The sequence below is a fragment of the Polynucleobacter sp. JS-Polo-80-F4 genome, assembly GCF_018881965.1.
Lineage (GTDB): Bacteria > Pseudomonadota > Gammaproteobacteria > Burkholderiales > Burkholderiaceae > Polynucleobacter.
In genome coordinates this window covers 681,270-703,045 of the sequence record NZ_JACVPI010000001.1, presented here as the reverse complement: position 1 = coordinate 703,045, position 21,776 = coordinate 681,270, and the positions used below count along the sequence as shown (strand labels likewise).

General features: G+C 45.7%; 29 protein-coding genes. 21 read left to right on the top strand and 8 right to left on the bottom strand.

The features are described from left to right. Positions 1-12: 12 nt before the first annotated feature. On the bottom strand, positions 13-702 hold the full coding sequence (gpmA, locus tag ICN20_RS03485) for a 2,3-diphosphoglycerate-dependent phosphoglycerate mutase (RefSeq protein ID WP_216238116.1): 690 nt from the start codon (positions 700-702) through the stop codon (positions 13-15). A gap of 22 nt (positions 703-724) precedes the next feature. On the opposite strand from gpmA, the gene ICN20_RS03480 reads away from it, so the two are divergent. From ICN20_RS03480 to ICN20_RS03465, 4 genes are read left to right on the top strand one after another with little or no spacing between them, the layout of a single operon-like run. Continuing rightward, positions 725-1,138: a rhodanese-like domain-containing protein gene (locus tag ICN20_RS03480; protein ID WP_216238115.1), complete on the top strand. Its 414-nt coding sequence runs from the start codon at positions 725-727 to the stop codon at positions 1,136-1,138. Positions 1,139-1,148: 10 nt separating this feature from the next. Continuing rightward, positions 1,149-1,403: a glutaredoxin 3 gene (gene grxC / locus ICN20_RS03475; protein ID WP_216238114.1), complete on the top strand. Its 255-nt coding sequence runs from the start codon at positions 1,149-1,151 to the stop codon at positions 1,401-1,403. A gap of 23 nt (positions 1,404-1,426) precedes the next feature. Then, complete coding sequence (gene secB / locus ICN20_RS03470; protein WP_216238113.1) at positions 1,427-1,939, top strand: protein-export chaperone SecB; 513 nt, start codon at positions 1,427-1,429, stop codon at positions 1,937-1,939. A 24-nt stretch (positions 1,940-1,963) separates the two neighbouring features. Next, entirely contained in the window at positions 1,964-2,986 is a 1,023-nt protein-coding gene (locus tag ICN20_RS03465; RefSeq protein WP_216238112.1) for an NAD(P)H-dependent glycerol-3-phosphate dehydrogenase, read from the top strand. Between the two features lie 22 nt (positions 2,987-3,008). Here ICN20_RS03465 and trmL read toward each other — a convergent pair whose 3' ends face one another. Further along, positions 3,009-3,479, bottom strand: a complete 471-nt coding sequence (gene trmL, locus ICN20_RS03460) for a tRNA (uridine(34)/cytosine(34)/5-carboxymethylaminomethyluridine(34)-2'-O)-methyltransferase TrmL (RefSeq protein ID WP_216238111.1) — start codon at positions 3,477-3,479, stop codon at positions 3,009-3,011. 10 nt (positions 3,480-3,489) lie between these two features. Continuing rightward, a complete protein-coding gene (locus ICN20_RS03455) occupies positions 3,490-4,104 on the bottom strand; it encodes a ComF family protein (protein ID WP_255534629.1) in 615 nt (204 codons plus the stop codon). 152 nt (positions 4,105-4,256) lie between these two features. Between ICN20_RS03455 and ICN20_RS03450 the strand changes: the two genes are divergently transcribed. From ICN20_RS03450 to ICN20_RS03420, 7 genes are all read left to right on the top strand, one after another. Then, on the top strand, positions 4,257-5,054 hold the full coding sequence (locus ICN20_RS03450) for a class I SAM-dependent methyltransferase (protein WP_216238109.1): 798 nt from the start codon (positions 4,257-4,259) through the stop codon (positions 5,052-5,054). 179 nt (positions 5,055-5,233) lie between these two features. Next, positions 5,234-6,391 carry a cytochrome c oxidase subunit II gene (gene coxB, locus ICN20_RS03445; RefSeq protein WP_216238108.1) on the top strand — a complete coding sequence of 386 codons (1,158 nt, stop codon included), beginning with the start codon at positions 5,234-5,236 and terminating at the stop codon, positions 6,389-6,391. Positions 6,392-6,433: 42 nt separating this feature from the next. Next, on the top strand, positions 6,434-8,059 hold the full coding sequence (ctaD, locus tag ICN20_RS03440) for a cytochrome c oxidase subunit I (protein WP_216238107.1): 1,626 nt from the start codon (positions 6,434-6,436) through the stop codon (positions 8,057-8,059). Further along, entirely contained in the window at positions 8,043-8,174 is a 132-nt protein-coding gene (locus tag ICN20_RS10265) for a cytochrome oxidase small assembly protein (protein ID WP_215391704.1), read from the top strand. Before ctaD ends, ICN20_RS10265 begins: the two co-directional genes overlap by 17 nt. Positions 8,175-8,189: 15 nt before the next feature. Further along, positions 8,190-8,774 (top strand): cytochrome c oxidase assembly protein, encoded by a 585-nt coding sequence (locus ICN20_RS03430; protein ID WP_216238106.1) that lies wholly within the window; start codon positions 8,190-8,192, stop codon positions 8,772-8,774. A 17-nt stretch (positions 8,775-8,791) separates the two neighbouring features. Further along, on the top strand, positions 8,792-8,965 hold the full coding sequence (locus ICN20_RS03425; RefSeq protein WP_215391702.1) for a DUF2970 domain-containing protein: 174 nt from the start codon (positions 8,792-8,794) through the stop codon (positions 8,963-8,965). Positions 8,966-8,994: 29 nt separating this feature from the next. Continuing rightward, positions 8,995-9,849: a cytochrome c oxidase subunit 3 gene (locus tag ICN20_RS03420; RefSeq protein WP_216238105.1), complete on the top strand. Its 855-nt coding sequence runs from the start codon at positions 8,995-8,997 to the stop codon at positions 9,847-9,849. Between the two features lie 63 nt (positions 9,850-9,912). Here ICN20_RS03420 and ICN20_RS03415 read toward each other — a convergent pair whose 3' ends face one another. Next, positions 9,913-10,125, bottom strand: a complete 213-nt coding sequence (locus tag ICN20_RS03415; protein ID WP_216238104.1) for a twin transmembrane helix small protein — start codon at positions 10,123-10,125, stop codon at positions 9,913-9,915. A 24-nt stretch (positions 10,126-10,149) separates the two neighbouring features. On the opposite strand from ICN20_RS03415, the gene ICN20_RS03410 reads away from it, so the two are divergent. The 5 genes from ICN20_RS03410 to ICN20_RS03390 are packed head-to-tail and all read left to right on the top strand — an operon-like array spanning position 10,150 to position 14,216. Continuing rightward, positions 10,150-10,947 (top strand): SURF1 family protein, encoded by a 798-nt coding sequence (locus tag ICN20_RS03410; protein WP_255534628.1) that lies wholly within the window; start codon positions 10,150-10,152, stop codon positions 10,945-10,947. Then, positions 10,944-11,600, top strand: a complete 657-nt coding sequence (locus ICN20_RS03405) for a hypothetical protein (protein ID WP_216238103.1) — start codon at positions 10,944-10,946, stop codon at positions 11,598-11,600. The genes ICN20_RS03410 and ICN20_RS03405 overlap by 4 nt, the downstream gene beginning before the upstream one ends. After that, positions 11,600-12,721, top strand: a complete 1,122-nt coding sequence (locus tag ICN20_RS03400; RefSeq protein ID WP_216238102.1) for a heme A synthase — start codon at positions 11,600-11,602, stop codon at positions 12,719-12,721. Before ICN20_RS03405 ends, ICN20_RS03400 begins: the two co-directional genes overlap by 1 nt. 2 nt (positions 12,722-12,723) lie before the next feature. Further along, positions 12,724-13,617 carry a heme o synthase gene (gene cyoE, locus ICN20_RS03395; RefSeq protein ID WP_216238101.1) on the top strand — a complete coding sequence of 298 codons (894 nt, stop codon included), beginning with the start codon at positions 12,724-12,726 and terminating at the stop codon, positions 13,615-13,617. A 14-nt stretch (positions 13,618-13,631) separates the two neighbouring features. Further along, on the top strand, positions 13,632-14,216 hold the full coding sequence (locus ICN20_RS03390; RefSeq protein ID WP_216238100.1) for an SCO family protein: 585 nt from the start codon (positions 13,632-13,634) through the stop codon (positions 14,214-14,216). A gap of 41 nt (positions 14,217-14,257) precedes the next feature. Here ICN20_RS03390 and rpoH read toward each other — a convergent pair whose 3' ends face one another. Further along, on the bottom strand, positions 14,258-15,184 hold the full coding sequence (gene rpoH, locus ICN20_RS03385) for an RNA polymerase sigma factor RpoH (RefSeq protein ID WP_216238099.1): 927 nt from the start codon (positions 15,182-15,184) through the stop codon (positions 14,258-14,260). 104 nt (positions 15,185-15,288) lie between these two features. Then, the gene (ftsY, locus tag ICN20_RS03380; protein ID WP_216238098.1) at positions 15,289-16,179 is read right to left on the bottom strand and encodes a signal recognition particle-docking protein FtsY; all 891 of its coding nucleotides are present in this window, start codon (positions 16,177-16,179) and stop codon (positions 15,289-15,291) included. A 63-nt stretch (positions 16,180-16,242) separates the two neighbouring features. Between ftsY and ICN20_RS03375 the strand changes: the two genes are divergently transcribed. The 5 genes from ICN20_RS03375 to ICN20_RS03355 are packed head-to-tail and all read left to right on the top strand — an operon-like array spanning position 16,243 to position 20,390. Then, positions 16,243-17,607: a pitrilysin family protein gene (locus ICN20_RS03375; RefSeq protein ID WP_216238097.1), complete on the top strand. Its 1,365-nt coding sequence runs from the start codon at positions 16,243-16,245 to the stop codon at positions 17,605-17,607. After that, on the top strand, positions 17,607-18,941 hold the full coding sequence (locus ICN20_RS03370; protein ID WP_216238096.1) for a pitrilysin family protein: 1,335 nt from the start codon (positions 17,607-17,609) through the stop codon (positions 18,939-18,941). Before ICN20_RS03375 ends, ICN20_RS03370 begins: the two co-directional genes overlap by 1 nt. After that, positions 18,881-19,564 carry a 16S rRNA (guanine(966)-N(2))-methyltransferase RsmD gene (rsmD, locus tag ICN20_RS03365; RefSeq protein WP_370624553.1) on the top strand — a complete coding sequence of 228 codons (684 nt, stop codon included), beginning with the start codon at positions 18,881-18,883 and terminating at the stop codon, positions 19,562-19,564. The genes ICN20_RS03370 and rsmD overlap by 61 nt, the downstream gene beginning before the upstream one ends. 36 nt (positions 19,565-19,600) lie before the next feature. After that, complete coding sequence (gene coaD, locus ICN20_RS03360) at positions 19,601-20,098, top strand: pantetheine-phosphate adenylyltransferase (RefSeq protein WP_216238095.1); 498 nt, start codon at positions 19,601-19,603, stop codon at positions 20,096-20,098. A gap of 25 nt (positions 20,099-20,123) precedes the next feature. Further along, complete coding sequence (locus ICN20_RS03355) at positions 20,124-20,390, top strand: YfhL family 4Fe-4S dicluster ferredoxin (protein WP_216238094.1); 267 nt, start codon at positions 20,124-20,126, stop codon at positions 20,388-20,390. An 18-nt stretch (positions 20,391-20,408) separates the two neighbouring features. On the opposite strand, the gene pth is transcribed toward ICN20_RS03355, so the two are convergent. Further along, positions 20,409-20,999, bottom strand: a complete 591-nt coding sequence (pth, locus tag ICN20_RS03350) for an aminoacyl-tRNA hydrolase (RefSeq protein WP_216238093.1) — start codon at positions 20,997-20,999, stop codon at positions 20,409-20,411. Positions 21,000-21,110: 111 nt separating this feature from the next. Continuing rightward, a complete protein-coding gene (locus ICN20_RS03345; protein ID WP_216238092.1) occupies positions 21,111-21,755 on the bottom strand; it encodes a 50S ribosomal protein L25/general stress protein Ctc in 645 nt (214 codons plus the stop codon). Positions 21,756-21,776: the final 21 nt, after the last annotated feature.

The following is a 21,776-nucleotide window of genomic DNA, read 5'->3' as shown; positions in this document are numbered from 1 at the left end:
ATCTTTTTTGCTTTAATCCAAATAAAAGTGTTGAATGGGTTTGAGGTTGTCATCTAGCTCATATACAAGAGGGATGCCATTTGGGACGTTTACTTCCATGATGGCTTCATCGGACATTTGATCTAAATATTTAATTAAAGAGCGAATGCTGTTTCCATGGGCCACCAGCAGAACACGTTTGCCGGCTTTGAGTGCTGGAGCAATAGATTCGTTCCAGAGTGGCAACACACGCTCAACATTATCTTTAAGGCATTCGCCTAATGGAATATCAGCAGAGCTTAGTTTTGAGTAACGTGAATCATTTTTAGGATTGCGCTCATCATCATGTTCAAGTAGTGGTGGACGCACGTCGTATGAGCGACGCCAAATGTGAACTTGCTCGTCACCATACTTTGTTGCTGTCTCTGCTTTATTGAGGCCGGTGAGTGCACCATAGTGACGCTCATTGAGGCGCCAGCTATGAACCACTGGGAGCCACATTAAATCCATGGTGTCCTGAACATGCCAAAGAGTGCGAATAGCGCGTCTTAAAACTGAGGTGTAGGCGATATCGAATTCATATCCTGCTTTTTTGAGGTTTTCACCTGCTGCGAGGGCCTGTTCCGCACCTTTGGGGGTTAAGTCAACGTCCGCCCAGCCAGTAAAGCGGTTTTCAAGGTTCCAGGCGGATTCGCCATGACGAATAAGGACAAGTTGTTTCATAGAGCCATTCTATAATCCGGTGATGAACTTTCTCACGCAAATTGATAATTTAGCGCTTATTGCCCTCCTCTTGGTTTCAGGCATAGCGCTTTTCCTACCCACATTATCTACGCTTATTGGCGGAAAAGGCTTGTCGCCTACGGAAGCGACAATTTGGATAAATCGACGCAAAGCGCATGTATTGGATTTGCGTTCGGAAGAGGCCTTTAAAGCAGGACACCTACCAGGCTCCAAGTTCGCCAATGCCGCGGCTCTCACTGCGGCCATTGAAAAGCTAAAGCTAGATCGCAAACATCCTGTTGTTCTGGTTTGTGAAACAGGTGCTCAATCTCGCAAACTCGTGGCCGAAGCCCAAAAACTGGGTTTTGCTGAAGTGGGTGCTTTAGATGGTGGGGTCCAAGCTTGGAAAGCCGCAGCGCTTCCCTTAGTGAAGTAAGGAGAAATACATGCCTCCAGTAACAATGTATAGCACGCAGGTTTGCCCATATTGCGTTATGGCTGAAAAGCTCTTGACCAAAAAGGGCGTTGCCAATTTAGAAAAGATTTTGATTGATCGTGATCCATCACAACGTGAAATCATGATGACACGCACTGGTCGCCGCACTGTTCCTCAAATCTATATCGGGGATACGCATGTTGGTGGCTATGACGACTTAGTAGCATTGGATCGCGCTGGAAAGCTCGATCCTTTATTGGCTTAATAAATACACAAAGAAAGTTAGTAATGACCGAACAAACTTCCGCACCTCAAGCAAGCGCTGAACAATCTAAAGAGCCTGGATTTCGTATTCAGCGAATTTATCTCAAAGATGTTTCACTCGAGCAACCAAATGCACCACAGATTCTGTTGGTAGCATCTGAGCCACAAGTTCAAGTCGAAATTGATATTGCTGTTGCTCCATTAAGCGAAGGAATCTTTGAGGTAGCCTTGAGCTCTACTGTGACTGCAAAAGTAGATGCAAAAGTATTGTTCTTGGTTGAGGCAAAACAAGCGGGTATTTTTGAGTTCAACAATATTCCTCCTGAGCAAATTGATCCAATGCTGGGTATTGCTTGCCCAACAATTTTGTATCCGTATCTACGCTCAAACATTGCAGACATTATTAGTCGTGCAGGCTTCCAGCCAATTCATTTGAATGAGATTAACTTCCATGGCATGTACGAACACCGTTTGATGCAGGCTCAACAAGAAGCTGCAGCTAAGGATGGGGCAGTATCTGAGAGTAAGCCTCACTAAACTCAACGAGCGAGCCCACAGATCATGAAAGTGACACTGCTTGGTGCTGGCGCCTGGGGAACAGCGATGGCTGCGCAAGCAGCTCGCTATCTCCAAGAGGGTGATGTTGTTTTATGGTCTCGTAGTAAGCAGCAGTTAAAAGAAATTGAAGAGAGCGCTGAAAACCGCGCCTACCTTTCCGGAATTCAGTTGCCTGAGGAGCTCAAGTTTGAGAGCGACTTTTCGACTGCCATCAAAAGACTTTCTAGTGATGACTTATTGGTTATTGCTACACCAATGTCGGGGCTTTCAGAAACAATCGCCCAAGCATTAAAAATTGCTGAACACCCGCTCAATATTATTTGGCTATGTAAAGGTCTTGAGCCTAACACTGCCTTATTGCCGCACCAAGTTGTTGAGCGTGAGAGCAAGAATCATGCTCATGGAATAACGCATTCGTATGGCGCTTTATCAGGCCCAAGCTTTGCACGTGAAGTTGGCGCGGGGATGCCTTGTGCTTTGACGGTTGCTAGCAAATCTACAAAACTTTGTGAGGTTGTCCAGGCCGCTTTCCATCACGGCAATATGCGCGTGTATTCAAGCGATGATTTGATTGGCGTGGAGTTGGGTGGTGCTATCAAGAATGTCTTAGCGATTGCCGCAGGTATTGGCGATGGACTCAATCTTGGTCTTAATGCGCGAGCTGCTGTTCTCACACGTGGTTTAGCAGAAATGATGCGCATCGTTAAAGCCGCAGGTGGGAAATCTGAAACATGTATGGGCTTAACTGGTGTTGGGGATTTAATTTTGACTGCCACTGGCGATCTATCTCGTAATCGTCGTGTTGGTCTTGAGCTTGCTGCTGGTAAGTCGCTACCAGAGGTTCTTGCCGGTCTTGGTCACGTTGCTGAGGGTGTGCTTTGTGCAGAGGCGGTTGGTGACTTGGCAAAACGTTTGGACGTTGAGATGCCTATCACTGCGATGATGGGTGAAGTGCTATCTGGAAAATTGAAGCCGCATGATGCCGTTAAAAAGCTCATGGGGCGCGATCCTAAAATCGAATCGTAAGCCCACTATCTGGGCCGCTTTTCTACTGCCCGCCGGCTAGGCCGTTCTGGCGCCAAGCTTCATAGACAACAATTGCTACAGTATTGGATAAATTCAAGCTACGACTACTATCTTGCATCGCTAAGCGCAGGCGATTCTCGGTCGGAATGGAGTCCCTTACTTCCTCTGTAATACCTTTGGTTTCAGAGCCAAATACAAAGTAATCATCGGGCGAGTATTTGCCTTCATGAAACTTCCCCGAGCCCTTGGTGGTTAATGCAAAAAGATTCTGGGGGTCAGGTTGCTCATCTTTTAAAAACTGTGCCCAATTTTTGTGGACTTTTACTTTTGCAAACTCGTGATAGTCCAAGCCTGCTCTACGCAACTTAGCATCTTCCATGGGAAAGCCGAGTGGCTCAATTAAATGTAACTTCGCTCCAGTATTGGCGCATAAGCGAATGATGTTGCCTGTATTGGGCGGAATTTCTGGTTCGAATAAAACAATATTAAACATTTCGCACTCTTTAGATTGGTCGCGCAGCTCTCAGAAGCACCCAATTGATTACGCGGGATACGCCATTGTCCTTCAGAACGCGCGCAATTTCATTAAGAGTTGCTCCGCTGGTCATTACATCATCAAAAATAATGACCGTCTTATTTTGTAACTTCTGAATATCATCCGCTGCAACATAAAACATTCCCTGAATGGCTTGCTGACGATTGTTCAGAGAGCTCCCCGCTTGGTGCTCAGAATAATGATGTCGCTGAAGTACATAGGGTGTTTTTTGAATATGTTGCCCACAGTAAATGCGCCTGGCTATCTCCCAGCTTTGATTAAAGCCACGCTGCGCTAACTTTTGCGTGCTAAGCGGAACGGGTAGCAAATAGTCTGCATGAGTATTTACAAAATCCTTACCAATGAGAAGATTCCAAGTATTACTTAGCGCATTCGCAAATGCGATGCGTTTCTGATACTTCAATTCATGTAGAGGCTTTTGCAACAATCCTTCATAGCGATCTAAGCAATAGGTTTCATCAAAGTAAGGCTCGAGATGTTGGCAGGCTACACATTTTTGCAGCGCTACTTCTGGGGCTTGAAGTGCAATGCCACATTGGCAACAGCATTGGTAGTTAAACAAAGCACCATCCCTTAATGAGTCGAGGCACTTATTGCAAATTGAGAACTTTTGAAACTCCTGACAAGTGATGCAGGCTGTAGGCAAAAGATGTTCATAAATAGTTTGAAAAATGTTCTCTGGAATTCGCATGGGGCGCTGAGTATACTGAGCCAATGACCCAGCCTATCAGATGGTTACAAGACGAAATTGCAGATCGTATGCTGCAAAAAATGGACATCGTTAAGCTCGATGCAAAAGATATCCTGATCGTGCCAGACTTTGCTGGCAAGCATTTAGATATGCTCGCCAAGCGCTTTCCAAAAGCGCGTACTTTTAGTATTACTGAAGCAGGCGTCTCGGGTTTTCAAATGTGGCGCGCTAAAGCGAGGAGTAATTGGCGATCTATATTTGCCAGTAACACCAGTCCCCTGGCAAGCTATGCCTCATCCGGAAGATTTGATATTCCTGATAATTCTGTCGATTTAGTTTTTAGTGATCTTTTGTTGCAAGATTTAGCAGACCCAAAACATTTTTTACAAGAGTGCTGGCGCGTATTACGTGAGGATGGTTTGCTTACATTTAGTTATCTAGGTCCTGACACTGGAAAAGAGCTGCGTTCATTAGAGCTTCCAGAGTTAAAACTGAAAAACTTATTGAGCCCTTGGGATATGCACGATATGGGAGATGCTTTGCTGGGGGAGCGCTTTTCTGACCCAGTCATGGATATGGAGTGCTTGACTTTGGATTATGAGAAGCCTGAGTTATTGCTGGCGGATATTAGTGCTCTGAAGTTGATGCATTCAGACCCTCTTGTAGTCCCTCAGATGAGTGTTTTGCCACGAAAACTGACCTTAGAAGTGGTTTATGGGCACGCATGGGCCCTCGGAAAGCACCTCGCAAAGGCGAAGGACAATATCGCTTACATTGATCCAAATCAAATTGGGCGCAAGACTAGGCCAGATTCTGCTTAAGTGTAAGTGCTTACTATCATTTAAACCTTGACGAAGATTGGATCATGCTGGGTTATCCCGGTTTGTTGTTGCGCCTAATTAACCCTATAATCACGGCAGGATGTATTGGCTTGAGACCGTTTTTTGGGCATTTTGTGGCATTTTTGCTGCTGTGCTCACGACAATAAACAGAGAATAAGATGAATTTATTTGGAAAAGTCACTAGGGCTTCGCTCTATTTCGCAGTAGCTTTTGGCACTGCTTTTGCTCATGCAGCAGAGAATATGCCTGGTGGCCCAGCTGTCAATCAGCTGAATTTTGCGCCTGCTGCTACCAAAATCATGCAGGAGATCCATTGGCTGCATTGGATGATGTTGGTAATTTGCGCATTGATTTTTGTGGGCGTTTTTGGGGTGATGTTTTATTCCATTTTGAAACACCGTAAATCATTAGGTCATAAATCAGCTTCTTTCCATGAGAGCACCACTGTTGAAATTATTTGGACAGTGATTCCATTGCTCATCGTTATCGGTATGGCATTGCCTGCAACGAAAACGGTTGTGGCGATGAAAGACACCACTAACTCTGACATCACTATTAAAACTACTGGTTATCAGTGGAAGTGGGGTTACGACTACATCAAAGGTGAAGGTGAAGGCATTAGCTTCTTATCAACTTTGGCTACTTCCCGTGAAGCAATCAATAACTTGGCCCCTAAATCAAATACCTATTTGATGGAAGTGGACAACGAGATGGTTGTTCCAGTTGGCAAGAAAATTCGTTTGATCACTACTGCTAATGACGTTATTCATGCTTGGACTATTCCAGCATTCGGCGTAAAGCAAGATGCGATCCCTGGTTTCGTGCGCGACACTTGGTTTAGGGCCGATAAGATTGGTACATTCCGCGGTCAGTGTTCTGAACTATGTGGCGCAGAGCATGCCTTTATGCCTATCGTTGTTCGAGTGGTTTCACAAGAGGACTACACCAAGTGGGTGGCTGAGAAGAAACAAGCAATGGGCGCTGGTGGCGATGACCCTACAAAGGTTTACACCTTGGATGAGCAAAAAGAGCGTGGCGCCAAAGTATATGCAGCGAACTGTGCAGCTTGCCATCAACCAAACGGTAAAGGTGCAGGCGCATTCCCAGCATTGGATGGCAGCAAAGTTGTTAACGGTCCAAAAGCAGGTCAATACAACATCCTTATCAATGGTAAGGGCGCGATGCCGAAGTGGGCTGGTGTAATTTCTGATGGCGATATCGCCGCAGTCATGACTTACACACGTAACTCATGGGGCAATAAGACGGGCGAAGTAGTTCAGACCCAAGATATTGTTGCTGCACGAGCCGCTAATTAATTCAGATTAACTAATACAGATAAAACGAAACCGGAGTAATTTATGAGCACAGTCTCTACTACCCACGATCACGATCACGCACACGATCACGCGCATGATGATCATATGCCGCACGGCTGGCGTCGTTGGTTGTTTGCAACCAACCACAAAGACATCGGCACGATGTATTTGATCTTCTCATTCGTTAGCTTGTTAGCTGGCGGAACGATGGCCTTGGGAATTCGTTTGGAATTGTTCCAACCAGGTCTCCAGTTCTTCCGTCCTGAGTTCTTTAATCAGCTGACAACCATGCACGGCTTGGTGATGGTGTTCGGCGCAATCATGCCGGCATTCGTGGGTTTTGCTAACTGGATGGTGCCTTTACAAATTGGCGCATCTGATATGGCATTTGCACGTATGAACAACTTTAGCTTCTGGATTCTGCCAGTGGCTGCAACCTTGTTGTTGAGCTCATTCCTCGTTCCTGGTGGCGCTCCAGCCGGTGGTTGGACTATCTATGCTCCGTTGACCTCACAAATGGGTCCTGGCATGGACATGGCGATTTTTGCCCTCCATTTATTGGGTGCTTCTTCCATCATGGGTTCGATCAACATCATCGTGACCATTTTGAATATGCGCGCTCCTGGCATGACTTTGATGAAGATGCCAATGTTCTGCTGGACTTGGTTGATTACTGCTTACTTATTGATTGCTGTTATGCCTGTTTTGGCTGGCGCGATCACGATGGTTTTGACTGACCGTCACTTTGGTACTTCTTTCTTCTCCGCTGTTGGCGGTGGCGACCCAATCATGTTCCAGCATATTTTCTGGTTCTTCGGTCACCCTGAGGTTTACATCATGATTCTTCCAGCATTTGGAATCGTGAGTGAAATTGTTCCTGCTTTCTCCAGAAAGACTTTGTTTGGTTATAGCTCCATGGTTTATGCAACATCGTCTATTGCGATCTTGTCATTCATCGTTTGGGCTCACCACATGTTTGCAACTGGTATGCCGGTAACTGGTCAATTGTTCTTTATGTACGCAACGATGTTGATTGCTGTACCAACTGGTGTAAAGATTTTTAACTGGGTAGCAACAATGTGGAAAGGTTCAATGACCTTTGAAACTCCAATGTTGTGGGCTATTGGCTTCATCTTCGTATTTACCATGGGCGGCTTTACTGGCTTGATCTTGGCAATGGCGCCGATTGATATTGGTCTGCAAGATACTTACTACGTTGTAGCGCACTTCCACTATGTGTTGGTAGCGGGCTCATTGTTTGCTATGTTTGCTGGTTTCTACTACTGGTGCCCTAAGTGGACTGGTCGTATGGCTAGTGAAACTCGTGGCAAGATCCATTTCTGGACCTCCATGATTTTCTTTAACATTACCTTCTTCCCGATGCATTTCTTGGGTCTCGCTGGTATGCCACGTCGCTATGCTGACTATCCAACCCAGTTTGCTGATTTCAATTTAATTGCCTCAATCGGTGCTCTAGGCTTTGGATTATCGCAAGTGTATTTCTTGTTCTGCGTAGCATTGCCTGCTTATCGTGGTAACGGTGAGAAGGCTCCAGCTAAGCCTTGGGATGGTGCTAAGGGTCTAGAGTGGACAGTGCCTTCACCAGCGCCGCATCACACTTTTGAAACTCCGCCTAGCGCAGAGCAAATGCGTGAAGCAGGAATTTAATACGTCTCTTAAACAAGCCCAGGCTGCGAACAATCGCCGCTTAGGGCTGATTCTTTTGAGCATTGCCGCAGTTTTCTTTATCGGCATTGTGATGAAGTGGAGCTTTATGGGTTAATCCCATTTTGCCAATATGACAGCTATTTATTCTGCAAACCGCCAAATCTTATTGAAGCTTCTTATTGCTTCAGTGATGATGTTTGGCTTTGGTTATGCATTGGTTCCGATGTACAAGGCCTTGTGTGAGGTCACTGGAATCAATGTTGTAACGAGCAAGAATGATTATGGTGTCAGGGCTTTTAGCCCTAACAAGGTAGGAAATACTCAGGTTAACTATGCTCGTACCGTAACCATTGAGTTTGATTCGAATAGTCGCGGTCCGTTTACGTTTAAGCCAGTGAAGAATTTTTTAGAGGTACATCCTGGCGAGATGACTGAGATTGTTTATGAGGTGACAAACAATCAGAGTCGTTCAGTTCGAGCGCAGGCAATACCAAGTTACGCACCTAAAAGCGCAACAGAGTTTTTTACGAAATTAGAGTGTTTTTGTTTTCAGGAACAAACACTAGCAGCAAAAGAAACAAAAAAGATGCCGGTAGTCTTTGTGATTGATGCAGGACTGCCGGATGACGTGAAAACGATTACGTTGTCCTATACCTTTTTTGAGTTAGGTTTGGGCGGTACGCCACCCGCTCCTAAATCAAGGGTTGCTTCTTGAAAAAGAAGAGTAGTTTTATGCAGTCTATGAAAGCCGTGATGTGGGGTTTTCTGGGGGTGCGTAAGAAGTCAGGTTTGCAAGAAGATGTTGCTTCATTGAGTTTTGTACACATTATCATTGCCGGAGTTGTTGGTGCCTTGATTTTTATGGGCGTCCTGCTGTTGATAGTGAAAGTAGTTGTGTCCCATTGATTATTTTTTGATTGAATAGAGAGAATAAGATGTCATCCAATTCAACCCCATACTATTTCGTCCCCGGACTATCTAGACATCCAGCCATGGCGGCACTAGGCTTGATCGCCTTTGGTTTTGGTATATCTGGCTGGGTTAACCACGCTTCTTGGGGCGGTCCATTAACCCTTACCGGTGTGGCCTGGGTTATTTTTGTTCTTTACAACTGGTTCGGTGACACGATTGCAGAATCCAATGCTGGTAAGAACGGTATCAACGTAGATATCTCTTATCGCTGGTCAATGGCCTGGTTCATCTTCTCCGAAATTATGTTCTTCGGCGCTTTCTTTGCGGCCCTCTTCTATGCGCGCAATATTGCAATGCCTTGGATGGGTGATGTTGAGAGTAAATTGCTTTGGCCTAATTTCCAGGCTGTTTGGCCAAATGATGGCCCTGCTGGTTTGGTTGAGAAATTCACCACCATGGGTCCATGGCCAATTCCAACAATCAACACATTGTTGCTATTGAGTTCTGGTGTGACGATTACGATTGCTCACCATGCATTAGTAGAAAACCACATGAAAAAAGCCATTGTTGGCTTGGCTGCAACAGTTGGTTTGGGCGTAGTCTTCTTGGGCTTCCAGGTATATGAGTACTACCATGCATACCATGAGCTCAACCTGAAATTAACCTCAGGTATCTACGGCTCTACTTTCTTCATGTTGACTGGCTTCCACGGCTTCCACGTTTTCCTTGGCGGCACCATGTTGGCGATTGTTTTACGTCGCATGATTCGTGGCGACTTTACTTCTAAGCATCACTTTGCATTCGAAGGTGCTGCTTGGTATTGGCACTTCGTTGACGTAGTCTGGTTGGGTCTGTACATCGCTGTTTACTGGATGTAAGCAAATAAAAATCGGGGCCTAAAGCCCCGATTTTTTTTAAGTACCCGCTGATTAATGCGCCCTTTAATTGGTGCCCACCCTAATTCCAGTAGCTTCAATCAGGCCAAAGTAGTGGGCTAGAAGAATTCCCAGAAACAAGGCGATAGATAGGCCAATACGCAGCATTAGCGAGTAAACCATTCGCGAACTATTGCCCTTATCTTTCATCATGTAATACAGTGCCGATCCTAAGCTAAAAACAATCATTAGTAGGACAATCGGAATAAGCCACTTCATCTTCAATCCTTATATTTAAATCTCTTGAATAGTCTTTTTACTGCCCTCATTGCTAAGCGCATAGTTGCTACTGTATCAGCCTTGCTGGTTATTGCGATTGGCTGCGTTGCTGGCATTTGGCAGTTAGGCAGAGCTGAAACCAAAATTGCTTTAGCGGCAAATTTACAGGCAAGACAACAAATGCCCATCTTGAGTGCGAATCAAGGTCCTTGGACCCTAGGGGAGGCGAGTGAGCGTCGCATGATTGCTCGTGGGCAATATATTCCTGAGGCAGCTGTTTGGTTGGATAACAGGCCAAGACCTATTCCCCCGGCCGGGAGCACTAACGCACAGTCTGGTTTTTACTTGATGATGCCTATGAAGCTCGAGGGTAAGGACCTGGTCCTATGGGTAAACCGAGGTTGGGCGCCACGCAACAATGAAAATCGTGAGACCCTGCCACCCGTGCAAACTCCAAATAAGGTGATCAGTATTGAAGGCATTGTTTTTGCGCACCCCGGCAAAGTTTACGAGTTAGGCAGTGGTAAACCTACTGCTTACGAAGGCAAGCCAAGAATTGAGCAAAATTTTGATTTAACAATCGAAGAGATGGTGCATGGCTGGAGCCAAGCCCCTTTTATTTTGCGTGAGCTTGAGGTTGGCGTAGATGATGGTTTACTGCGTGATTGGGCGCCGCTGACAAACGGAGTCGATCGCCATTATGCTTATGCATTCCAGTGGTTTGCCTTGGCTTTTGCTGGTTTTATATTTTGGTTACTAAGTGGCCTGCGGGAAATTAAACGCCAGAATTCTGGCAATAGGTATCGAGGGGATCAAGAGTGAGTGATAAAGAGTTATTAATTCCGGCGTCACAGTTAGATTCTGAAGCCATCAATGCGCGTACTCGTCGTGGACGTATTCAGATGCTATTGCTTTTACTTGCATGCGCCTCTCCAGTGATTGCGTCCTATTTCGCTTATTACGTTATTAAGCCTGCTGGTGGTAAAACTAATCTTGGAACACTCGTTTATCCGGCGCAAGATTTCAATACTGCATGGCTCGAAGTGCCGACAAAAGGTAAGTGGACGCTTTTGATCGCTCGCCCAGCGGGTGAGTGCCAAATCAAAGATGAGAAATGTATTGAGGCCCTATTCTTAATGCGTCAGACCAAGGTTGCCATGGGTAGAGAAAGTGGGCGCCTGCAACTAATTTGGGTCAATACAGATGGTAAGCCTGTTGATCCTGAAGTTACCAAGGTTTACGACGAGAAGGCGGCCGGCTTGAAGATAGTGGGACTTCCATCAGATCCTAAGGCCAAAGCTGAATTTGAGGCCTGGTTAAATAAAGAAGGCGCTGGTCAACAGATTCAACTAATGGATCCTACTCCTGCAAAAATGATGTATTTCCCGGTGACAAATTCTCCTAAAGAATTTGGGAGCATGAAGAAAGATTTAGAAAAACTTCTGAAGTTAAATCACAAGGGCGAAAATTTGTAATGCCAAGTTTGATTTTATTTATGGAGTTAGCAGCTATCGCGATTATCTTCGCTGGCTTACCGCTCCTCTACCTCTGGAGAAAACCAGGTTATCACTTTTTCCAAAAACTCAATTGGGTACTGGTCTTCATGACGTTTGATCTGATTGTTTTTGGTGCGTTTACACGACTCACAGATTCTGGGTTGGGTTGTCCTGATTGGCCTGGATGCTATGGCACTTCCAATCCCTTTCATGCACTGAGCGATATCCAACAGGCTGAGAGTGTTATGCCTACTGGTCCGGTAACGGTTATTAAGGCTTGGATTGAGATGATCCATCGCTACTTGGCGATGACGGTGGGTGCACTAATTTTGATTCAAGTGGCTATTGCATTTTCTAAGTTAAAGGCTTTAGGAAAAAATCCTTTATTTGGTAGCTTGGGATTATTGGCATTGGTCTGTGTTCAAGGCGCGTTTGGTGCCTGGACTGTCACCCTGAAGTTACAGCCGATCATCGTGACGATTCACTTGATGTTGGCCTTAGCCCTACTGGCTTGCTTAACAGTCTATGCACAGCAGTCCTGGGAGAGTAAGTCTTCTGCTGTTCGTTCCATTCGAGTTCGACCAATTTCTGCTCAGCTTCTGGTGCTTTCTTTCATTGTTTTATTCATTCAGGTTTTCTTAGGGGCTTGGGTGAGTACAAATTACGCCGTATTGGCATGCCCTGATTTTCCAACTTGCTTAGGTAGTGCATGGCCTGAGACAAATTGGGGTGAGGGCTTTACGCTTTGGCGCCAGCTTGGCTTAAATGCGCAAGGAGAATTCATTTCCCCGGTTGCATTACAGACCATCCATTGGGCGCATCGACTATTTGCCATGTTGGTATTGCTGGTGCTTGGTACTCTGGGCTGGAGCGCTCTTCAGCTAGCAACCCCAGTTCTATCAGGCTTGAGCCGGGTCGCAAAGCTTTTGCTAGCCATACTGCTCTTGCAAGTGCTTAGCGGTATTTCTAATGTAGTGTTTCAGTGGCCTTTATTTGCAGCTCTATTACATACCGCTGGCTCCGCCGCTTTGGTATTCTGTTTAGTCAGAATGAGTTATTGGGCTTCTTGGAAGCCTTTCATTCACAAGAAGATTGCATAAATATGAGTGACTCTAAAACAAGCGCACCAGTGGCTATGCCGCGTTGGCGTCAATATTGGGTTTTAACTAAACCTAGAGTGACTCAGCTCGCTGTTTTTTGCGCGGTGATAGGCATGTTCTTGGCAACACCTGGGATGGTTCCTTACCCGGTGCTCTTTGGCGGCATTGTTGGCATCTGGCTTTTGGCAGGCGCGGCATTTGCTGTGAACTGTTTAATTGAGCAAGCTGTTGATGCCAAGATGAAGCGTACTGCTTGGCGTCCATCTGCGACTGGCGAAGTCACGCCGTTTCACATTATTATTTTCTCAATCGTTCTAGGTTCACTTGGAATGATTATTTTGTGGAACTTCTGTAACCCCTTAACAATGTGGCTAACGCTTGCCACCTTTGTTGGATATGCAGTGATCTACACCTGGTTACTCAAGCCCGCAACACCACAAAACATTGTGATTGGCGGCTTATCGGGTGCTATGCCTCCAGCCTTGGGCTGGGCCGCAGTGACCAATAGCCTTTCTGCAGAAGCTTGGCTCTTAGTTCTGATTATTTTTGTATGGACCCCGCCGCATTTCTGGGCATTGGCTTTATATCGTCGTGATGACTATGCTCAATCGGGTTTACCGATGCTACCGGTAACGCACGGGGAGCGCTTTACGCTACTTAATATGGTGCTTTATAGCTTGATATTAATTGCAGCAACCATGCTGCCCTATATCTACGGTATGAGCGGCATTATTTATTTAGTGTCGGCAATTATTCTGGGCTTAATATTCTTGGCCTATGTGGTTGCGCTATTTATTTCATACAGCGATGCTTTGGCCAAAAAGACCTTCCGCTTTTCTATTACCTATCTTTCGCTACTCTTTGCAGCGCTTTTGATAGACCATTATTTCCTCTAAATCTTATAGGCCATATGAATTTTCTGCGTATTTGCTTTTTAGCAATTCTTTGTTTTGTATTGACTGCATGCAGTCCAAAACCAGAGTTCAAAAATATTGATATCACTGGTAGTTCAGCTTTTGGCAAAGACTTTAGTTTGCTCGATCCTGATGGCAAAGTGAGAACCTTGGCTGACTTTAAGGGCAAAGTAGTGGTGATGTTCTTTGGATATACCCAGTGCCCCGATATCTGTCCAACGACATTGACCGAGATGCAGCAAGTGATGACCCTCTTGGGGCCTCAGTCAGACAAGGTGCAGGTGCTTTTTGTCACGGTAGATCCAGAGCGCGATACCGCAGAGATTCTTAAGCAGTACGTTCCTGCGTTTGATCCTCGTTTCTTAGGCTTGCGTCCCGCAGATGAAGCCGCCTTAGAGAAGGTAACTAAGGACTTTAAGATTTATTACAAGAAGGTGCCAGGAACTAAGCCGGGCTCTTACACCATGGATCATACGGCAGGTAGCTATGCATTTGATCCTGAGGGTCGCTTACGTTTGTATATCAAGCATGCTCAAGGCCCAGAGACCTTGGCGCATGATTTGAAAGAACTGCTGAAGTAAGGGAACTCAAGAAGTGTGCAGGCAGCAAGCTTCTTGCTTGCTTAAGCCGCTTGTAGCAAGCCGCGCATCTTTTTAAGAGCGGCAGTTTCAATTTGGCGAACGCGTTCTGCGGAGATGCCATATTCATCAGCCAGGTCATGCAATGTCTTTGTGCCATTACCTTCAGCATCCATTGCTAACCAACGTGATTGCACAATATTGCGACTACGCTCATCTAAAGCCATCAGCGCTTGATCTAACTTAGGGCCTTGCAAGGCATCTGCTTCAGCGCTAGCAATGCGGGCAGTAGGCTCTTGAGAGCTGTCTGCAAGCCACTGAATCGGTGCGTAAGCAGCTTCATCGTCACTATCATCGCCTTCGAGTGCAACGTCTCCACCAGCAAGACGCATTTCCATTTCTTTGACGTCAGAGCCTTTAACATCAAGCGCTTTGGCTAAAGCCTCTACCTCGCTGGGAGTTAACGCGCTTAAGGTGGGCTTGTTGCTGCGCAAATTAAAGAACAACTTACGTTGTGCTTTGGTCGTTGCAGTTTTGACTAAACGCCAATTCTTGAGAATGTACTCATGAATCTCTGCTTTGATCCAATGAATTGCATAAGACACTAAACGCGCGCCATTGTTTGGGTCATAGCGTTTAACAGCCTTCATCAGACCAATATTGCCTTCTTGAATTAAGTCAGCGTGTGGAATGCCATAGCCAAGATATTGGCGTGCAACAGAAACCACTAAACGTAGATGAGATAGAACTAATGTTTTAGCTGCATCGACATTTTCTGTGCGACGAAATTCCTGCGCAAGATGTAACTCTTCGGCAGCGCTAAGCATTGGTACGCGATTAACGTACGCAATGTATGAATCGAGAGTGCCAACCCCAAGAGTTGGCAGCATTGGAAATGCAGACACCGCAGCAGCAGTCTGCGCGACTGGCAGTGTTTGCAAATTCGGTTTGTCGGATTTCTTTTGAACCATTTTTTCTTATAAATATGAGGTGTTAATAGAAATCTATTTTAGCACTCTTGTCAAGAGAGTGCTAATGGTATTTAGGCTGCTTAGAGACTATTTAACCTATTGATTTAATTGAATAATTCAGATGAATATTGCCCTGCTGTGAAGGGGGCCAAATCATCAATCCCCTCTCCCTTGCCTAGGGCTAAAACAGCGGGTTTTGGCCCATCTTGTAGGGTATGGGCTAGAGCGCAGATCACGCCGCCCTTAGCGGTACCATCCAGCTTGGTGACAATGATTCCAGACAGGCCGAGAGCGGCATGAAAGGCTTTCACTTGGCTTAAGCCATTCTGCCCAGTATTGCCATCCAAAACGAGGAGAGTGTGGTGAGGCGCCCCAGGAAGGGCCTTACCAATAACACGCTTCACTTTCTTGAGCTCTTCCATGAGGTTATCTTGAGTGGCAAGGCGACCTGCGGTGTCGATGATGAGAATATCGTTCTTGCGTGAGATAGCAGCATGAATGGCATCGTGAGCAACTGCTGCGGCATCGCCACCTTCTTGTGTGATCACGTCAACCTGATTACGTCCACCCCATTCCTGGAGTTGGTTACGTGCAGCGGCCCTAAAGGTATCTCCAGCAGCTAGGAGCACTGATTTACCTTGAGACTGAAAGAGTCGGCAGAGCTTACCTATGGTCGTTGTCTTGCCGGCACCATTTACCCCTACAACCAGCCACACCTCTGGAGTGTTAGGCTTATCACTTGTAAACAAGGGATTTGGTGAAGGTTCAATAGCAGTTAATAGTGCGCTGACTTCTTGAATAAGAAGTGCTTGCAACTCCTCTGGACTAGAGGCCCTTTCGGATTTAGCTGCTTTACGTAGTTTGTTGATGAGTTGTTCGGTCGTAGGTAGACCCACATCACTTTGAATGAGTGATTCTTCTAAAGTTTCAAACCAAGATTCATCAACCTTGCTTGATTTGAAAAGAGATCCGAGGGTTTTACGTAAGCCGAACATAATCGATACAATTTAAACCTTGCATCTTATCAATTTAATTCTAAGGATATGGTGATTTAGCAGATGCTTTCCAATTTACTCCGAATTTCCTTTCTATTCATCGTATTTGCTCAATTGGCATTAGCTGCCGGGCCTGATTCAGGTGATACGCATGAATATCAATTAAGCAATGGTCTTAAATTGATTGTTAGGGAAGATCATCGCGCACCAACAGTGGCTCACATGGTCTGGTATCGAGCCGGATCCATGGATGAAGTCAACGGTAAGACTGGGGTTGCCCATGTGCTTGAGCACATGATGTTTAAAGGCACCGATAAAGTGAAAGCAGGTGAATTCTCTCGTTTAGTGGCCGCTGTAGGTGGGCGCGAAAATGCATTTACCTCACGTGATTACACCGCTTACTTTCAGCAAGTTGAAAAATCAAAATTAGAAGATGTCATCAAGCTTGAGGCAGACCGTATGTCTAATCTCAATTTTGATGACGCTGAGTTCTTAAAAGAAATTCAGGTAGTTATGGAGGAGCGGCGTTTACGCACCGAAGATAATCCAAGTAGTTTGCTGAATGAATCATTGATGGCAACTGCTTATATGAGCTCCCCATATCGTCATCCTGTGATTGGTTGGATGAATGACTTACAAAATATGAAGGCATCTGACGCACGCGATTGGTATCGTAGTTGGTATGCGCCAAACAATGCAACAGTAGTCATCACTGGTGATGTGGATGCAAAAAAAGTTTTAGGCTTGGTAGAAAAATATTATGGTGTAGCCAACGCACATGAATTGCCGGTTCGCAAGCCACAAATTGAGCCACCACAAAAAGGTATTAAGCAGACTCAAGTTAAGGCGCCGGCTGATAGCGCCCAATTATCTATGGCTTGGAAGGCGCCACGCCTTGAGCCTGGCAAGCTTGATGATCCTGAGCCCTATGCTTTAGAGCTCCTGACGGCTGTGCTTGATGGCTATGATAATGCGCGCTTAAATCGCACTCTCGTTAAGCAAGAAAAGGTAGTCAATGATGTTGGTGTGGGTTACGACATGATTTCGCGCGGACCGGAGCTATTTTTAATAAGTGCAACGATGGCTAAAGGTAAAACAGTCAATCAAGCGCAAGCAAGCATTCGGAAAGCGCTTGAAGAGCTAAAGCAAAAAGGAATCTTGGAATCTGAGCTCAAGAGAATTAAAGTGCGCATTTTGTCTGAGCAAATTTATAAACGCGACTCTATCTTTGGCCAGGCAATGGAAATCGGCAGCTCTGAGATGGCAGGATTTTCTTGGAAAGACATTGATTACATGCTAGAGAAAATGCAGACCATTACCCCTGAACAAGTTCAAGCAGTCGCTAAAAAATATCTAGTGGATGAGGGTTTGACGATCGCTGTTTTAGATCCTCAAGCTCGTAAATCTGTAGGCAAGGAGGGTAAATAATGAATTCTTTCGTAAAGAGTCTTGCCGCTTGCCTAGTTACTTTTGGTTTTCTCGGTAATGTATACGCCATCTTGCCTATTCAGAAGTTAGATTCTTACAAAGGTGCTCAAGCTTATCTAGTTCAAACTAAAGCCCTACCAATGGTGGATATTGAGATCAGCATTGATGCGGGCGATCGCTATGATCCCGCTGGTAAGAGCGGGCTTGCGGATATGACTGCAGCCCTCATGAATTATGGCGCTCGTGGTGATAAGGGTTTATTAAATGAGGCACAAATAGCCGATGAAATCGCTGACCTAGGGGCAAATATTGGTCTATCAGTGGGCGGTGAGCGTGCCATCCTGCGCATTCGTAGTCTGAGCAGAAAAGACTTGCGCGAAAGAGCGGTGCAACTGGCTTCTGCAATGTTAAGCGCTCCAACTTATGACTCAAAAATTGTTGAGCGTGAGAAGCAAAGAACAATCACGGGCCTATTAGAGGCTGAAACGAAACCCGAGTTTGTTCTCGAACGCCGTTTTATAAAATCAGTCTATGGCAACTACCCCTTGGGCGACTCTCCGACAGTGAAGTCCATTAGTGCTGTAAATACAAATAATTTAAAAGAATTTCACAAACAGTTTTACCGCGGTGATCGCATGATTGTGAGTATTGTTGGCGATGTTGATCGTTCAGAAGCGAATGAAATCGTTCAGGCTTTGCTGAAGCAAATTCCCCAATCAGGACAGGCTATTGCGAAATTACCTGAATTACAACGTTCTCCAGTAGAGCCCTTGCCGCAAAGAGAAATTCATATTCCCTTTGATGCACAACAGGCCCATATTGCGATGGGGATGACGGCTGTAACACGCAACAACCCCGACTACTTCCCTTTGCTCGTGGGTAATTACATTTTGGGCGGCGGCGGGTTTGTGTCTCGCCTAATGTCTGAAGTGCGAGAGAAGCGCGGCCTTGCTTACAGCGTGTTTAGTTACTTTGCCCCAGGAAAAGACACCGGCATTTTTCAAGCAGGACTGCAAACCAAAAATGATCAAGCTTCGCTGGCTTTGGAAGTCATGAGCTCAACAATAGGTCAATTTATTGCCGATGGGCCTACTCCGTCTGAGCTTGTTGCCGCGAAAGCAAATTTAGTGAATGGCTATCCGCTGCGTATTGATAACAATCGTAAGTTGTTGGATAACGTATCTTCAATTGCATGGAATGGCTTACCTCTCGATACGATGGATGTATGGACTAAACAAGTTGAGGCGGTGACCTTGGAGCAAGTCAATGCTGCATTCAAAAAATACCTTGCAATGGACCGTATGAAGATTGTTGTGCTGGGAGCAAAAAAATAAATAAGCCTAACAAAGCAAATAAGCCCCTAAAGACTGAGCCACCTAAGAAGGTTCGGATTATTGGCGGCAACTGGCGCAGCCGTTTGCTAACGGTTCTAGATCTTCCTGGATTACGTCCTACAACCGATCGTATCCGTGAAACGTTATTTAATTGGCTAGGGCAAGATTTAACAGGTTTGCGTTGTTTAGATCTTTTTGCTGGAACTGGCGCCTTGGGTTTTGAGGCAGCTTCAAGAGGTGCTTCATTAGTGATCTTGCTGGAGAAAGATAAAAAGGCTTGCACCAATTTAAGTACCAACTTTGCCGCTTTACAGTCTTCCCCGGCTTCTGGACTTATAGAAATTTTGCAACGAGATAGCCTTGAATTTCTGAAGCAGCAGGCAGATCGCTCTAGTAATTTAATTTTTATTGATCCGCCATTTCAGGATTCGAGCCTATTGGATCGATCGGTTATCGAGGCTGGTAGGGTATGCGATGACTCTGCGGGCGGCGGCATTTATGTGGAATTTCCCTCTAGCCGTCCACGCGAGGAGGTAGAAGCCCTACTCCCGGGCTGGCATTGTGGAAAATACTTAGAGGCTGGACAGGTAAAAGCTTGTCTATTTCGGAGTGGAAGGGGCTAAACTCTTGCCTGTAGCCGATAAAGCCTTAGGAACGTTATGACAGTTGCTGTATACCCTGGAACATTTGATCCATTTACTCGTGGTCACGAGGACTTGGTGCGCCGTGCGTCGAGTATTTTCAAAGAGTTAATAGTTGGTGTCGCTGATAGTCGTAGCAAGCGCCCATTTTTTACTTTGCAAGAGCGCATTGATATTGCGACAGAAGTCCTGAGTCACTACCCCAATGTCAAAGTTGTTGGCTTTACTGGCTTGTTAAAAGATTTTGCGCGTGAGCATCATGCGCGTGTGATTGTGCGTGGTTTACGTGCGGTATCCGACTTTGAGTATGAGTTTCAAATGGCTGGTATGAATCGTTATCTGCTTCCTGATGTTGAAACTTTGTTCTTAACTCCATCTGATCAATATCAATTTATCTCTGGCACCTTCGTGCGTGAGATTGCTTCAATGGGTGGTGATGTGAGTAAGTTTGTTTTCCCATCAGTAGAAAAATGGCTAGTTCAAAAAATTGCAGCAGGCACTCAGAATAAAGAGTGAAAAGAGTGACATTGGCGAGTAAACCATGGCTTTAATGATCACAGACGAATGCATCAACTGCGATGTGTGCGAGCCAGAGTGTCCGAATGATGCGATCTACATGGGCCTGGAGATTTATGAAATCAATCCAGATAAATGCACTGAATGCGTAGGTCATTACGATGCCCCCCAGTGTCGCCAGGTATGCCCGGTTGACTGTATTCCATTTAATCCTGAGCACACTGAAACTCAAGACCAATTGATGGTGAAGTTCAAACTTTTAACTGCTGCTAAAAAGACTAATGTCGCTTAACTGAGTGGCTTAACTAAGTTAGCCCTTAGAGTGCAGCTCCATCATGGCTGTTTGGGTATCGCCCTTTAAAAAGAGCGGCAATATTTGCAATCCATTCTCAATGCTGGCATCGATCAGTTTTTGCTCGGCTAATTGGGGTCTGCGTAATACATAATCTGCAACATCCATGGGGCGTCCATCGCCTGCCAAATCTCTTGGGTGGCCAATGCCTAAGCGTAAGCGCCAATAATCTGGCGTACTTAAATGTGCTTGGATATCTTTTAGACCATTATGGCCACCAGTGCCACCACCTAGCTTCAAGCGCGCAGTACCCGGCTTGAGATCAAGCTCATCTTGCACCACCAAAATATCTGCCGGAGTAATTTTGTGAAAGCGACATAGCGCTCCAACTGACTGACCACTAAGGTTCATGTAAGTGCTGGGCTTGAGTAAGTAAATATCTTCACCTTCCCATTTCGCTTTCGCTACTTTTCCATGAAAGCGCTTTTCTGTTTCAAAGCGTGCGTTTAATTGTTTTGCTAGGGCGTCAACAAACCAGAAGCCAGCATTGTGCCGATCTGCTTCATGTTCATCTCCAGGGTTGCCTAGGCCAACAATTAATTTAGTCATGCTGAGAGTTTAAAGATATAAAAGTATTTCGCCAAAAAAGATTGAAAACTTGGGGCAATAAAAAAGGCCCGCTTGCGCAGGCCTTCTAGTACAAGCGATTTAGCTAATGAATTAAGCTTTATCCTTTGGTGCTTCGGCTGCAGGGGCTGCCGCTGCTGGTGCAGCAGGCGCATCTGTAGGCTCAGCAGCTTTAACTGCTGGGATACGTGCGTTTGCAAGCACTGGGTTCTCTTGCTCAACATGCAATACCAAAGTAACGCCTTTTGGTAATGCAAGGTCTTTAGCGTGAACGCCATGACCAACTTCAATCTTCGCCAAGTCCACTTCGATGAACTCTGGCAAGTCTGCTGGTAAGCAAGAAACTTCGAGTTCAGTAAGGATGTGGCTAATAACAGCGCCTTGCAATTTCACGGCAGCTGAAGTGTCAGCGTTTGTGAAGTGCAATGGAACGCGCATATGCACTTTCTCAGTCGCGGATACGCGCTGGAAGTCAATGTGCAATACCAGTGGCTTAAATGGATGCATTTGGTAATCGCGCAACAACACTTTTTGTGTCTTGCCACCAATTTCCAAATCCAAAATGGATGAGTGGAATGCTTCCTTGCGGAGAGCATGGAACAACGCGTTATGGTCTAACTCGATGACCAAGGCTGGATCTTTACTGCCGTAAACGATTCCCGGAGTTTTTCCGGAATTGCGCAGACGGCGGCTCGCACCCGTTCCCTGTACGCTTCTTTCAAAAGCAACTACTTTCATGATGAATTTCCTAGTTAAGGT

Excerpts from the sequence above, each read along its gene's own strand:
- gpmA (WP_216238116.1), bottom strand. The coding sequence starts at position 702 with ATGAAACAACTTGTCCTTATTCGTCATGGCGAATCCGCCTGGAACCTT.
- ICN20_RS03480 (WP_216238115.1), top strand. The coding sequence starts at position 725 with ATGAACTTTCTCACGCAAATTGATAATTTAGCGCTTATTGCCCTCCTC.
- grxC (WP_216238114.1), top strand. The coding sequence starts at position 1,149 with ATGCCTCCAGTAACAATGTATAGCACGCAGGTTTGCCCATATTGCGTT.
- secB (WP_216238113.1), top strand. The coding sequence starts at position 1,427 with ATGACCGAACAAACTTCCGCACCTCAAGCAAGCGCTGAACAATCTAAA.
- ICN20_RS03465 (WP_216238112.1), top strand. The coding sequence starts at position 1,964 with ATGAAAGTGACACTGCTTGGTGCTGGCGCCTGGGGAACAGCGATGGCT.
- trmL (WP_216238111.1), bottom strand. The coding sequence starts at position 3,479 with ATGTTTAATATTGTTTTATTCGAACCAGAAATTCCGCCCAATACAGGC.
- ICN20_RS03450 (WP_216238109.1), top strand. The coding sequence starts at position 4,257 with ATGACCCAGCCTATCAGATGGTTACAAGACGAAATTGCAGATCGTATG.
- coxB (WP_216238108.1), top strand. The coding sequence starts at position 5,234 with ATGAATTTATTTGGAAAAGTCACTAGGGCTTCGCTCTATTTCGCAGTA.
- ctaD (WP_216238107.1), top strand. The coding sequence starts at position 6,434 with ATGAGCACAGTCTCTACTACCCACGATCACGATCACGCACACGATCAC.
- ICN20_RS03430 (WP_216238106.1), top strand. The coding sequence starts at position 8,190 with ATGACAGCTATTTATTCTGCAAACCGCCAAATCTTATTGAAGCTTCTT.
- ICN20_RS03425 (WP_215391702.1), top strand. The coding sequence starts at position 8,792 with ATGCAGTCTATGAAAGCCGTGATGTGGGGTTTTCTGGGGGTGCGTAAG.
- ICN20_RS03420 (WP_216238105.1), top strand. The coding sequence starts at position 8,995 with ATGTCATCCAATTCAACCCCATACTATTTCGTCCCCGGACTATCTAGA.
- ICN20_RS03415 (WP_216238104.1), bottom strand. The coding sequence starts at position 10,125 with ATGAAGTGGCTTATTCCGATTGTCCTACTAATGATTGTTTTTAGCTTA.
- ICN20_RS03400 (WP_216238102.1), top strand. The coding sequence starts at position 11,600 with ATGCCAAGTTTGATTTTATTTATGGAGTTAGCAGCTATCGCGATTATC.
- cyoE (WP_216238101.1), top strand. The coding sequence starts at position 12,724 with ATGAGTGACTCTAAAACAAGCGCACCAGTGGCTATGCCGCGTTGGCGT.
- ICN20_RS03390 (WP_216238100.1), top strand. The coding sequence starts at position 13,632 with ATGAATTTTCTGCGTATTTGCTTTTTAGCAATTCTTTGTTTTGTATTG.
- rpoH (WP_216238099.1), bottom strand. The coding sequence starts at position 15,184 with ATGGTTCAAAAGAAATCCGACAAACCGAATTTGCAAACACTGCCAGTC.
- ftsY (WP_216238098.1), bottom strand. The coding sequence starts at position 16,179 with ATGTTCGGCTTACGTAAAACCCTCGGATCTCTTTTCAAATCAAGCAAG.
- ICN20_RS03375 (WP_216238097.1), top strand. The coding sequence starts at position 16,243 with ATGCTTTCCAATTTACTCCGAATTTCCTTTCTATTCATCGTATTTGCT.
- ICN20_RS03370 (WP_216238096.1), top strand. The coding sequence starts at position 17,607 with ATGAATTCTTTCGTAAAGAGTCTTGCCGCTTGCCTAGTTACTTTTGGT.
- coaD (WP_216238095.1), top strand. The coding sequence starts at position 19,601 with ATGACAGTTGCTGTATACCCTGGAACATTTGATCCATTTACTCGTGGT.
- ICN20_RS03355 (WP_216238094.1), top strand. The coding sequence starts at position 20,124 with ATGGCTTTAATGATCACAGACGAATGCATCAACTGCGATGTGTGCGAG.
- pth (WP_216238093.1), bottom strand. The coding sequence starts at position 20,999 with ATGACTAAATTAATTGTTGGCCTAGGCAACCCTGGAGATGAACATGAA.
- ICN20_RS03345 (WP_216238092.1), bottom strand. The coding sequence starts at position 21,755 with ATGAAAGTAGTTGCTTTTGAAAGAAGCGTACAGGGAACGGGTGCGAGC.